This window comes from Acinetobacter sp. P37 (assembly GCF_057480965.1).
This window is the reverse complement of record NZ_JBLIYY010000006.1, coordinates 125480-138166: the sequence shown is the minus strand read 5'-3', so window position 1 is coordinate 138166 and position 12687 is coordinate 125480. Positions and strand designations below refer to the sequence as shown.

10 protein-coding genes are annotated in these 12687 nt (G+C 41.8%); 2 read left to right on the top strand and 8 right to left on the bottom strand.

What is annotated here, in order from left to right:
• Window positions 1-90 precede the first annotated feature (90 nt).
• Entirely contained in the window at window positions 91-1752 is a 1662-nt protein-coding gene (locus AC25JC_RS07460; RefSeq protein WP_486923779.1) for an acyl-CoA dehydrogenase family protein, read from the bottom strand.
• Window positions 1753-1843: 91 nt separating this feature from the next.
• On the opposite strand from AC25JC_RS07460, the gene AC25JC_RS07455 reads away from it, so the two are divergent.
• A complete protein-coding gene (locus AC25JC_RS07455; protein WP_111884098.1) occupies window positions 1844-2452 on the top strand; it encodes a TetR/AcrR family transcriptional regulator in 609 nt (202 codons plus the stop codon).
• A gap of 626 nt (window positions 2453-3078) precedes the next feature.
• Here the strand turns inward: AC25JC_RS07455 and AC25JC_RS07450 are convergent.
• Window positions 3079-3327 carry a hypothetical protein gene (locus AC25JC_RS07450; protein WP_486923778.1) on the bottom strand — a complete coding sequence of 83 codons (249 nt, stop codon included), beginning with the start codon at window positions 3325-3327 and terminating at the stop codon, window positions 3079-3081.
• Window positions 3328-4363: 1036 nt separating this feature from the next.
• On the opposite strand from AC25JC_RS07450, the gene AC25JC_RS07445 reads away from it, so the two are divergent.
• Window positions 4364-5884, top strand: coding sequence for a catalase (locus AC25JC_RS07445; RefSeq protein WP_486923777.1), 1521 nt, complete (start codon window positions 4364-4366; stop codon window positions 5882-5884).
• Window positions 5885-5966: 82 nt separating this feature from the next.
• Here the strand turns inward: AC25JC_RS07445 and AC25JC_RS07440 are convergent, their stop codons facing one another.
• The 6 genes from AC25JC_RS07440 to hcaB form a co-directional block, all read right to left on the bottom strand.
• Window positions 5967-7022 (bottom strand): MBL fold metallo-hydrolase, encoded by a 1056-nt coding sequence (locus AC25JC_RS07440; RefSeq protein ID WP_078192767.1) that lies wholly within the window; start codon window positions 7020-7022, stop codon window positions 5967-5969.
• A gap of 60 nt (window positions 7023-7082) precedes the next feature.
• On the bottom strand, window positions 7083-8024 hold the full coding sequence (locus AC25JC_RS07435) for a cation diffusion facilitator family transporter (protein WP_078192768.1): 942 nt from the start codon (window positions 8022-8024) through the stop codon (window positions 7083-7085).
• A gap of 230 nt (window positions 8025-8254) precedes the next feature.
• The gene (locus AC25JC_RS07430; protein ID WP_486923776.1) at window positions 8255-9157 is read right to left on the bottom strand and encodes a DMT family transporter; all 903 of its coding nucleotides are present in this window, start codon (window positions 9155-9157) and stop codon (window positions 8255-8257) included.
• Window positions 9158-9592: 435 nt separating this feature from the next.
• Window positions 9593-10828 (bottom strand): 3-phenylpropionate/cinnamic acid dioxygenase ferredoxin--NAD(+) reductase subunit, encoded by a 1236-nt coding sequence (gene hcaD, locus AC25JC_RS07425; RefSeq protein WP_249680721.1) that lies wholly within the window; start codon window positions 10826-10828, stop codon window positions 9593-9595.
• Between the two features lie 11 nt (window positions 10829-10839).
• Window positions 10840-11802, bottom strand: a complete 963-nt coding sequence (locus tag AC25JC_RS07420) for a 3-carboxyethylcatechol 2,3-dioxygenase (RefSeq protein ID WP_180007135.1) — start codon at window positions 11800-11802, stop codon at window positions 10840-10842.
• Between the two features lie 65 nt (window positions 11803-11867).
• Window positions 11868-12686, bottom strand: a complete 819-nt coding sequence (gene hcaB, locus AC25JC_RS07415; protein ID WP_078192772.1) for a 3-phenylpropionate-dihydrodiol/cinnamic acid-dihydrodiol dehydrogenase — start codon at window positions 12684-12686, stop codon at window positions 11868-11870.
• Window position 12687: the final 1 nt, after the last annotated feature.

Here is a 12687-nt window from a genome sequence, read left to right as displayed (position 1 = left end):
TCGTTAGTCCCATGTCCATAAAAAATTGTTTTCCCACATTATTCCCATCTCCAAAACCCTCTCCCATTAAGAGAGGGAAATACATTGTATTTAACTTGCGAAAGCCCGTTCCAACAAACGCTCTACATCGACCATTTTGGCATCCAACATCCCCACCACTTGCCCGTGTTTAGCGCTATAACGGCTTTGAATAAAACCATTTGCTACATAATCAGGCGCATAGCGTTTCAATAACACCGCTTGTGCAAGTACCGTTAAACGACTGACCAAACTGCGCCCCATAAATTGTAAATCTTCAGGCGATTGATGGAACAACCTGAACAAGTCCTGCAATTCTGTTTGCAAGCTTTCATCTGTACTTGCTGTACTGGCCAAATCTTTAAACAGCACCTCAATAGATTCAGGATCACGCCCAATCGCGCGCAGCACATCTAGGCACATAACATTACCTGAACCTTCCCAAATGGTATTCACAGGTGCTTCTTTAAAAATGCGCGCCATGATGCCGTTATCAACATAGCCATTGCCGCCAAAAACTTCCATCATCTCACCAGTGAGTTCGACTGCACGTTTACAAATCCAAAACTTAGCTGCTGGGGTCATAATGCGTTTCCATGCCACAGACAAGGCATCATCTGATTCATAGCACTGCGCCAAATGGAAACTGAGCTGCGTCGCTGCTTCACTCTCTAAAGCCAAATCTGCCAAAACTGCACGCATTAAGGGTTGTTCAATCAAATGTTTACCAAAAGCCTGACGCTGACGGGTATAGGCAATGCATTGCACCAAAGCTTGACGCAGCATGGCGCTCGAACCGACCGAACAGGTCAGACGGGTATAATTCGCCATTTCAATAATGGTTGGAATGCCACGCCCTGCCTCACCAATCATAATGCCCCACGCATTTTTGAATTCGACTTCCGAGCTTGAATTACTGCGGTTACCGACTTTTTCTTTTAGGCGTTGCACCTGAATATTATTCTTCGTGCCATCTTCCAACCAACGCGGCACAAAGAAACAAGCCAAACCATCTTGTTCGGTTTTTGCCACCACCAAATGCGCATCACACATCGGTGCAGAGAAAAACCATTTATGCCCCGTGAGTAAATAAGCTTTGCCTCGTCCTGTTTCTGCCACAGGCACAGCTATAGTTTCATTAGCACGTACATCTGAACCGCCCTGCTTTTCGGTCATGCCCATACCGAGCCAAATCGACTTTTTCTGCGCAATCGGTACATCGCGTTCATCATATTCAGTCGATAGTAGTTTCTCGCCAATTTTGGCCCACAGTTCAGGTTCGCGCTGAATGAGTGGAATACTGCCGAGCGTCATTGAATTTGGACATAAATTGCCGCACTCGACCTGACCTGCTAAATAAAAACGTGCTGCCCATTCCACCCATTTTGCCTTGGAATTTGGCTGATTAAATGGATGTGCATGGGTATCAAACTGGCGGTTGAGTCCCATCCATTTATGCCATGAAGGATGAAACTCGATAAAGTCAGTACGGCGGCCTCGCGCATCGAAGGCATGTAAAATTGGGGTATGTTTGTTGGCTAAAGCCCCATGCTGAAAGTATTCACTCGAACCTGCCACTTTGCCCATTTCGCATAAAGTCGGCTGATCATGGCTGCTGCAGCGTTTTAAGATTTCATGTAAAACCGTATCGCTTGAAAATAGATTGTAGTTTTCTAGTTCATCAAATTGGTTGCTGATTTGATACGTCATCCATGGCTGTTCTAATGTATTCATCGTCTATATTTTCCACTTGTTCTTGTTTGCTTTTCATTTCAGTATAGAGAAAATTTAAAGCATAGACGTTCGGTTTTCAGCGCTTAACAATATGAAGAATTCAGCCATTCAGATACGGCGTAAGCCTCGTCAATCACGTGCAAAGCTCACCCAAGAAGCCTTACAGGAAAGTTTTGTTCGGCTTTTGCATGAGCGCCCTGCCGACAAAATTACCATTCGTGAAATTACCGACCTTGCAGGCGTTGGCTTAGGGACATTTTATGAATATTTTTCCAAGAAGGAAGATTTGATTGCGCTAACCATTCATTTGCATGTGAAACACAATGCCGAACAGATGAAAACTTATGCACAATCGCTGATGAAGTTATCCACAGATTTGGATTTTCAAGAGTATTTACAGCAAATCATCCACTTTCAAATTGAGCAAATTCAAGCGCAGCAGTTTTTATGGTCACAGGTGTTTTTATTGGAACGGCGGATTTCAGATATTGAAAGTTACCGTAAAAGTTATGTCATGATGGTGCAAATGTGGCAACACATGCTTAAGCCTTTTATAAATAACGAGGAAAAGCTCAAGCCAATGGCTTTAAATATACAAAGAGTGTGTTATGGCTTTGTGTCGCAAAGCTTGTTGATCGTACCCAACTTTACTGAATGGGATGAATTAAAGCGAGATATAATTCATATGTTGCGCGATTAGACTTCGAGGACAAGTCTAATGACGTTTCAAATGCATCGGTGAATAAAATAAAGTCATGTTATTTACAAAAAAACCGGCTCTTAAACCAGTTATTTTAGATATTTAGGAAATTCATTTTTACGGTAGAAGAAAATCATTCATCACTTGGTTCATCCTTCAATAAAAGTGCTTTAGAAGCTAAGCTTTTATTGCCAGCTTACTTATCTCATTTATACGCCTTTGCAATGCTGGCCAGTTGTAAGCTCTTTAAAAATTCAGCCGTATATTTTGGACTATGGCCTAATGCACCCCGAGGATAGCCATTTGGGATCGCCTGATAAACTGCTGGCAATTTTTTATTTGCACACTTTCTGGTAATAACTTTGAGTACCAAGGTGATCTACAAATGGTCTGCGGCGCCTTAAACAAACATCAGTGTTACGGTTAGGATCTTATATTCAATCGACTGCCGTTTTAAATAGCTTAGGGATGGCCTTAAGTCTGAATTTTTTAAAAGATTGGCTGAGGTGCTTGTTTTAACTCAGTTTGTAGTTCTGACAAACAGCGTTTACGGGCCTGATTTAATAAAGAATGCATATCTAGACTAACCTGTTGATCTACATTGATCGATCTGCTGCGGCTGCTCCCTACAACACGCTGGGGCAAAATGCCGCTACGTTGGTATCTGGATTTGGATTGGTTTCTACGTATTCAGCAATACATTCATATTGATAACTACCTGGTGCCAAGGGTATTGCAGCTTTAAAATTTAATTCAAGCGCATCTTTTTGCTCCTGAGCTGCAACCGCAATCACAGCTGCACCACCTTGACTACGCCCCATCAGCATCCAGTCTTTACTAAATTGCCTCGGCTTCCAAGAATGCAATGCACGCACAGAATGCACCAAATTATAAACTTAACTGACTACATTCATATGAGGGTGCAGTTTTGGCTTACCCAGTCCTTATAATCTGTTGCAACCACTACATAGCCATGCCTCAAACAACTGTCGATTGCACCATCTATGACTAGTTGCAAACTATATACAGGCCCATTGTATAATCACTTGAAGGAGCACTTGTATCAGCCACACGAGTCGTGCCATGTGCTCATGCCAATACGGTCCAGTCTTGTTTAGGAGCTTATCCTTTAGGTAGTAAAATATAACCCGAAGTTACAATGGGTTCGCCATTAACCCCCTCAACTACGATATGCGATCACGTAAGGTTGCCTAGTATGTTGATATGATGTAGGAATCGATTCACGCTGGAGTGACTACACCTGACCTGACAACAATAAAGATAGGTGTGCCAACTAGCATCACCCCATAAAAATTTATTTACAATTTTCTAAAACAACTTAGACCACTTGCCAATATTTCTTCAGCTGTATTTTTAGCTTATTTTAAGTATTAAATAATGTCTTTAATGTTGAAAAACTCTCCAATATTAATAGCTCAAAATGTCTTTCATTAACTAGAATCAGCTAAAAAACCTATATGAAGTCTAAAATCCATAATAAAAATATGGATTTAGATATTTCGTCCTGTTCTACCTATCATAGCTTTATATTTGAGTTTAATTCATGGATAAAATATTAAAACAAAATATATAAATAATATAAATTCAATAACTTAATCAATCGAATTAACCATTTATTCAAAACTATTTTTCCATTTGTCAAAAGCCACAGAAAGCTTTAGAGTCAATAAGTATATAAAGATTTTTAAGCTTTTAACGGCTACAGTTTTATGACTTCTCTTCGATTGATTGCTGCTTGAAAAATTTTAGAATGAGAGAAAAACTGTTGTCACATTGTCACTTTAAAATGAATTAACAAAACGGTTAATGTCATGTGCTGTTGAGCGTGTTATCAATTGAAAGGTTATAACTCCCAACTTTAATACATGATTATAATAATGGAGATACTCAATGAGCGACGACGTTAAAAAATGTCCTGTCACCCACCTAACAACTGATGCTGGTGCTCCTGTTGTAGACAACCAGAACAGTATGACGGCAGGTGCACGTGGTCCTTTACTTGCCCAAGACCTGTGGCTTAATGAAAAACTCGGTAATTTCGTTCGTGAAGTAATTCCAGAGCGTCGTATGCATGCCAAAGGTTCTGGTGCTTTCGGTACGTTTACCGTGACTAACGATATTACCCAATATACCCGCGCTAAAATTTTCTCAGAAGTTGGTAAAAAAACTGAACTTTTTGCTCGTTTCTCTACCGTAGCGGGTGAGCGTGGTGCTGCAGATGCAGAACGCGATATTCGTGGTTTTGCCCTTAAATTCTATACTGAAGAAGGTAATTGGGATTTAGTTGGTAATAACACACCTGTCTTCTTCCTACGTGATGCACGTAAATTCCCTGACTTAAACAAAGCAGTAAAACGCGATCCTAAAACCAATAAGCGTAGTGCAACTAATAACTGGGATTTTTGGACTTTACTACCTGAAGCTCTACACCAAGTTACGATTGTGATGTCTGACCGCGGTATTCCAGATGGTTACCGTCATATGCATGGTTTTGGCAGTCATACTTTCAGTTTTATTAATGCCAATAATGAACGCTTCTGGGTTAAATTCCACATGCGCACTCAACAAGGCATTAAAAACTTAACCGATGCTGAAGCTGAAGCGATTATTGCCAAAGACCGTGAAAGCTCACAAACCGATCTGTTCAATGCAATTGAACGCGGCGATTTTCCAAAATGGAAAATGTACGTTCAAATCATGCCTGAACTTGATGCAGAAAAAGTACCTTATCACCCATTTGATTTAACCAAAGTATGGCCTAAAGGCGACTATCCGTTGATTGAAGTGGGTGAATTTGAACTCAACCGTAACCCTGAAAACTATTTCCAAGATGTTGAACAAGCCGCTTTTGCACCAAGTAACTTGGTGCCGGGCATTAGCTTCTCACCTGACCGTATGCTGCAAGCGCGTTTATTCAACTATGCTGATGCTGCACGTTATCGCGTGGGTGTAAACCATTACCAAATTCCTGTAAATGCACCACGTTGCCCTGTTCATTCCAACCGTCGTGATGGTCAAGGCCGTATGGATGGTAACTATGGTGCAACACCGCATTATGAACCAAACAGCTTCAGCCAATGGCAAGAGCAACCACAATACAAAGAACCACCATTGAAAATTACTGGTGATGCTGACTTGTGGGATTATCGTGAAGATGACAGCGACTATTTCAGTCAACCACGTGCATTATTCAACTTAATGAATGATGAACAAAAACAAGCATTGTTTAATAACACTGCTGGCGCAATGGGCGATGCACTCGACTTCATCAAATATCGTCATATCCGTAACTGTTACGCATGTGATCCAGCTTATGGTGAAGGTGTTGCAAAAGCATTAGGCTTAACTGTAGCGGATGCGCAAGCTGCTCGTACAACTGATCCAGCTCAAGGTAATCCAGGCTTGCTTTAAGTTTTATCTTTGAATAAAAAAACCACCTTTTAAGGTGGTTTTTTCTTGGCATTAAATATTCCAATTACCTTCTAATTAATCCTTAAACAATCAATTTTTTGCCTTCATGCATGGTTAAAAATGGATTCATTAACTTTGATGTTTTTCGCATTGCATGATGTAAGTCATGTTCAGGTTGGTCTCTAGCTTCATCAGTCAACTGAAAAGTCCGATAATGCATTGCCAATGAACATTTTGACTGTAAATCTTTATGCGCCTGAAAAGCTTCTTCGGGATTCATGTGCAAATATTTCATTAAACGACGTGGCTCATAAGCTCCAATCGGTAATAATGCTACTCGGGGTGCACCTAAGCGTGTATGGATTTGTTTGAAATGTGCAGCATAACCCGTATCTCCAGCAAAGAAGAAATGTCCTGTACTATGCACGATGGAAAAACCTCCCCATAAGGCATGATTTTGATCTCGCCAACCACGACCTGAACCATGCTGTGCAGGCGTATAAACGATGCGCAAATCTTCAAACATTTCCGATTGCCACCAATCAAGTTCAATGACATTGAAATGTGTGGGCAAATAATAAGCATTGCCTAAACCAGTATAAATCGGCATAGCAAATTGTTCATGTAACCAATTCAAGGTTGCTAAATCCATATGATCATAATGATTATGGCTCAGTAAAACCCCATGAATTGTAGGTAATTCTTCTAAGGCAATTCCTGCAGGACAAGCACGTCGTGGTCCAGTCCCTTGACGTGGTCCTGCATACTCCGCCCATACAGGATCGGTCAAAAAATTATATGGCCCAATTTGAATCAAAACCGTCGCATGTCCGACAAACCAAACCAACCAATCATCCATTTTAGCCAATGGCCGATTGTGCGGAATGCTACGCGAAGAAGCAAAAAACTGTTGGTATTCTTGCTCACGATCTACTTTCCATGTATCGCTTTTACGCGTCATGATCCATTTCAGCATATCTTTACGCGTAAACGCATCTGGATTTCGAAGGGTATTAAAGAATTTTTCCCCATTAAAATGGTCAGTTGCCAGATAATCAAATACAGGCTTCGTCCACGTATGTTTCATACAGCTTTTAGTACTGATTTGAAACTGTGCTGATTGAGTTTTTTGATTCATGTGTATTTAAAATTCATTCACTATGCTGACAAACCTTGCAAAGTATTTAACCTCGCAGACCTATTGATCAAGACGACCTTTCATGCGCTCAAGCCAAACCTTCCGAGATTGAGGCTTGACAAAGAGTGCCACAATTTCAGGATGAAGCTGTTTAATTTGTGCTTCAATTCTGTTGACACAAGCTTCTATATCATCTGACGTTAAATTATCTTTAAATTCAAGACTCAAAGATGCCAAAACTTGATGTGCACCCATCTGCTCTGTTAACACCCCATTGGCAGAATGCACTGCTGGATCTTGCTCTGCAACCATCAAGACATTATGCCTCAATTGTGGGTCAGCAGTTTCTCCCATGAGCAATCCTTTAGTCTCACGTGCAAGTAAAATTGCTGAAATAGCGAGTACAACCCCAATTAGAATTGATGCCAGACCATCAAGCATTGGCATATTCAGCGCGTGTGATAAATAGATACCGATCAGGGCAATAAACAGACCAATCAGCGCTGCTGAATCTTCAAATAACACGGTAAATGTCGTCGGATCTTTACTGCGTCGAAATGCTTCAAAATAGCCCTGTTTCCCTTTGATTTTACGAAATGCTTTCAATGCCACAAACCAAGAGGTCCCTTCACACAAAATCGCAATACCTAATACGATATAGTTAATCATCGGATTTTGCATTTCTTCGGGATGATAAATATGACTAATCCCTTGATAAATCGACACGATCGCACCCAAAGCAAAGACCATTAACGCCACAATAAAAGCCCAAAAATACAGCTCTCTCCCATAGCCAAACGGATGGCGTGCATTTGCTGGCTGCTGCGATTTTTTCATACCGTAGAGCAGTAAGATTTCATTTAAAGTATCAACCACAGAGTGAATAGCTTCACTCAACATGGCCGAACTATTCGTGATATAGGCAGCGACAAACTTCACCAGTGCAATCGCTAAATTGCCGAAGAGCGCTGCATATACCACGATTTTGTTAGATTCAGACATTTAAAATTGTCCTAAATTTATTTTTATCAAACAGATCTATTTGATTTTATAGCTCATTCCATAGTACTCAAACTGACTGTAGCTGTTGTTTGTTATTTTGTTGTTTTTACACCAACTGTCGATTGTTTCGACAATGCCATCATGTTCCATGTGAAACACGCTCTTTAGCGCAAAGGTATAGAAAAAAAAGGAAGCCGCAGCTTCCGTATAATTCTCTAGATGTACGAGGTTCAACGTACTTTATTAAAATATTGCTCGCGCCACTCTTTCCAAAAGTACATCACAATACCAAACATCACGACCACGATTCCAACAAAGGCATTGGAGCTAATATGTTCACTGTTCAACGTCGCTCCCAAAACCAATGCTATGACAGGTGTCATCACATTACTGAGTGACACCGTTGATGCCGCCAAACGTTTGATCAGCCAGAAGTAACACAGCATTGCTACAATGGATGACATGATCATAGTAAAGACAAATCCAATCATCGCACGGCCGCCTGGCAATTCGGTTGGAAAATGCTGCCAAATAAATGGAATAATGAGCATCGATCCTAAAGCAGAAACAATCAGAGAACCTGTTGCCTGAGACATCGGTTTTAACGGTGCGTTAATCTGTTTCACCCAAAAAATCGAACTAATATACGACACCATACTGATTAGCATCAGTACAACGCCAATTGGATTGACTTTGCTATCAGCAGAATCTGCAAAGACAAAAGTTAGACCTCCCACTGCAACCGCCATGCCCAACCACTGCAAAGCGACCAATTTATGTGTTTTTAAAATTACATGCCCAATCAAACCGGCAATTAAGGGTGAAAAACCAAAAATCAGTGCCATTAAACCTGAGGTGAGATAATTGGCTGCCAGATAAATAAATAACTGTGCGCCAATCAAATTCAAACTCCCTGCCACATAACTTTTTAATGAGGTTTCATCAAACGGCAAAGGATCACGCATCAATTTCAACAGAAACAGCGCAATAATAGATGCGCCGAAGTAACGGATAATCAACACCCACATCGGATGTATTTCCTGCACACTCCACACAATCGCGAGCGGCGTCGTCGCCCAAATCAGTACCAAAAGAGCATATATACTTGCCGTCAGCGGCAGTGAAGATTTCATTTCATTCTCAAATTTGATTGTTCTAACGACTTAACCTGAAACCCACTATTCAGATCTGGAACTACTCGTAAGACCAGTAACTAATAAAGTTTAAGACCAATTATTGCTCTCCACTTTATCAACTAAATTGGAGGCGGTATGAATGCCACCCGATCGTTTGGGGTATAAGGACTTCTCTTCAAACGATCAATAATCTCCCCTAACCCCTCTTTAAAAAAAGAGGGGGAATCATCCAAACGAAATCCATTCTTCACAAAGACTACTCCCTCCTTTGAAAAAGGAGGACTGGGGAGGATTAAAACCGTTGAATAGATTTACATAAGCTAAAACTATATACATGGACTACAAAATAGCTTTATAAGTGCGACGCTAAAACTAAAGACATAAAAAAACAGACCTACGTTACCGTAAGTCTGCTCCTCTTAGACATTCAGCTTACTTTACAAGTTTACGTAAATCTTGGCTTAAATCTAAATATTTATCCGCTTCAAACGCCGCATTCTTGCTAATCAATTTTTTCAAATGACGCATCTCTTTTGCAGCATTCACCGTAATACCACCAACAATGACACCGTCAGTTACACCAAACAATACAAATGAAGACTCAGCCGCCAATTCAGGATTAACTTCGCCACGTGCAATCCATTCGCTTGCAGCCATATCACCTACAAATTGATAGTTGATATTCAATTGATCTGTCCAGAACCACGCTGGATTTGGGGTTGGATGTTCAACACCCATTACATGACGAGCAAAGATACCTGCTTGCAAGTTCGCATTTTCCCAAGTTTCGACACGACGGTGGTTACCACAGTCACGAAGCTGAGTCGCAACGTCACCCGCTGCATAAATATCTGGATGCGAAGTTTGGCAGTTATCATTCACTTTAATGGCAAAATCAACGTCTAAACCTGCATCAACCGCAAGTTGAGCATTTGGCACAATGCCAATACCATAGATCACTGCATCGGCACGAAGTTCTTCACCGCCTTCAAGCGTGATCACCACTTCTTCGCCATCAAGCTTACAGTCAGAAATAGAAGTCGAAAGACGAACATCTACACCTGCAAGACGTTGTTGAGCCAATAAGAATTCGCTCAATACGCGTGGAGATGAACGCCCCATCACCATTGGACCCATTTCAATCACGGTCACGATACAGTCTTTAGAACGTGCTGAAGATGCAAGCTCAAGACCAATCACACCACCGCCGATCAATACAATACGGCGACCCGCTTGTAATACAGGCACCAATGCTTGTGAATCTTCAAGGTTACGTAAAGTATAAACGTGTTTACCCAAAGCATCGAAATTCGGTAAACGGCGTGCTGCACCACCGGTTGCTAGAAGCAACTTGTCAAATGACACAATTTCACCATTTTTCAGTTCAACTGTTTTCGCATCGCTATGGATTTTCACAGCGCCATTGCCACGAATATGTTCAACACCGAGTTCTGCCAATTTTTCTTCTGACAGAATTTCGATTTTGGTCTCTTCAGGTTTTAGAATTACGTCTTTAGACAAAGGCGGACGTTCATAAGGAAGATGTGTTTCATCACCCACCAAAATGATTTTGCCTTCATACTTGTTCGCACGGAGTTCTAAAATGGCGCTAGCACCAGCTTGACCAGCTCCAACAATAACGATGGTTTCGATACCATTTTGGCTCATGGGTTTGTTCCTTATTTCAATTCTGCAGATACGATGCCGAAGCCCGCAATCCACTCACTAATATCTTCGTAGCAATGTGTTGTCATGTCGTATTCGCCCACTTCATGTAGTGCAGCAAAAGCAGCCATCCAAGAACGAACTTCTTGACCGCCACGACCGCCTTCAACACGAATTTCAGCTTCAGTCATCGCTTCAATGGCAGCAAAGTCAGCTTTGGCGAAAGTATCAAGCAATGCACGATCCCATTCTGGGTTTAAAGGCACTGCGACAGAAGTATCACCCGCTGCGAGTTTTTGACCGACAGCAATGATTTTGCCTTGACGTGTATTACGTGCCTCTTCAGTTGGATTACGACCTGCAATCAGGAACTCTTCCACTTCTGGTGGAACTGAACCCATTTGCGGCGTTGGTGGATCATGAGACAAACCACCTGTACCCAAAACAAGTACACGTTCATTCTCTAAGTTCAATGATTTAATGAACTGACCGACTGCACGACCCAAAGCGACTGTACGCTTGGTTGTTGGCATCGGTGCAGCTGCACCATTGATAAAAATTGGAATCGTTGGATAACGATCAAGCTTACCACCACAAAGGAAATGTAATGGTTGAGTCACACCGTGGTCTGCCTGCATACGATAAGAGTATGCAACATCGACACCTTCATCCAATACGCGACGAACCAGACTGATTGCTGTTTCTTCAGGCACATTGATGTGGTCATTGTCTTTACCATAATCCCAATCACCTGCTGCTTTGGCACGAATACCGACGCAGAAAGATGGCATGAGGTCATAGAAGAAACCATTGAAATGGTCTGGACCAAAAGTAATGATCAATGTTGGATTATAGTCTTCAACTTCTTTAGCAAGTTTGGCAAAAGTTTCGCGAACTTTTTCCTCTTTGTATTTCTCTTGCGGAGAAGCAAATTCCATTAGGGGACTGTGCGATGCACAAATAAGTTTAACGGCCATGGGTGACTCCTAAACGGAAGGCAGCCAAGACGGCTGCCGAGTAAGTCCTTTACGTATTTGGCGAATTAAATCTCGTCAAAGAAGCCAGCACGTGGTTGACGTAAACCACGGATACCCAGACCACATTCAGCATTAATTAAAACACCAGTTAATGGGCGGTTGTTTTGACGAGAAGCCAATAACACGTATGAACCAGTCATATCTTCAGGTTCGGGTAAGAAATTGAGCGGCATGCCGCGTGCAATCTTCTCAGGATCACGTGCATCGAGTAGACCGAGGTTTTCTTGGCCTAAAGACGCAGCGCCTTTGATGTTTACATTCATACCCGACGGAGCAACAGCGTTCACTCGTACTTTAGGCGCAAGCTCGTAGGCTAATTCTTTCATGATCCCAACGCCAGCATGCTTAGACGCTGTGTATACAGGGCCTCCGCCTGCCGAATACAGTGCTGAGTTAGACAAAGTAAATATGATAGAACCTTCCGAAGCTATCAATGCATCAAGTGCAGCTTTGGCACCTAAGATGAGTGATTTGGTGTTAATACCCATAATCTCATCAAAAGCTTTTTCCAGCTGTTCACCCGATGTATTGACGATATCTGCGTAATGATCCCAGATACCTGCGTTTCCGACGAAACAGTCAAGTTTGCCATAATGTTCTACAGTTGCTTGAACTGCACGAACATTATCCTCATAGCTGGCTACATCTCCTGCGATCGCAAGCACGCGGTCACCAAAATGTTCTTTCAATGCATCAACTTTCGATTGAGAACGTTGAAGAACAGCAACTTGTGCACCTTCTTCTAAGAAACGTTCAACCAATGCCCAGCCTAAGCCTGAACCACCACCGGTAATAAGTGCAACTTCGCCTTGTAGCCAACCCATG

Bases quoted from the DNA above. Each gene is read 5' to 3' on its own strand.
- AC25JC_RS07460 (WP_486923779.1), bottom strand. From the start codon at position 1,752: ATGAATACATTAGAACAGCCATGGATGACGTATCAAATCAGCAACCAA.
- AC25JC_RS07455 (WP_111884098.1), top strand. From the start codon at position 1,844: ATGAAGAATTCAGCCATTCAGATACGGCGTAAGCCTCGTCAATCACGT.
- AC25JC_RS07445 (WP_486923777.1), top strand. From the start codon at position 4,364: ATGAGCGACGACGTTAAAAAATGTCCTGTCACCCACCTAACAACTGAT.
- AC25JC_RS07440 (WP_078192767.1), bottom strand. From the start codon at position 7,022: ATGAATCAAAAAACTCAATCAGCACAGTTTCAAATCAGTACTAAAAGC.
- AC25JC_RS07435 (WP_078192768.1), bottom strand. From the start codon at position 8,024: ATGTCTGAATCTAACAAAATCGTGGTATATGCAGCGCTCTTCGGCAAT.
- AC25JC_RS07430 (WP_486923776.1), bottom strand. From the start codon at position 9,157: ATGAAATCTTCACTGCCGCTGACGGCAAGTATATATGCTCTTTTGGTA.
- hcaD (WP_249680721.1), bottom strand. From the start codon at position 10,828: ATGAGCCAAAATGGTATCGAAACCATCGTTATTGTTGGAGCTGGTCAA.
- AC25JC_RS07420 (WP_180007135.1), bottom strand. From the start codon at position 11,802: ATGGCCGTTAAACTTATTTGTGCATCGCACAGTCCCCTAATGGAATTT.
- hcaB (WP_078192772.1), bottom strand. From the start codon at position 12,686: ATGGGTTGGCTACAAGGCGAAGTTGCACTTATTACCGGTGGTGGTTCA.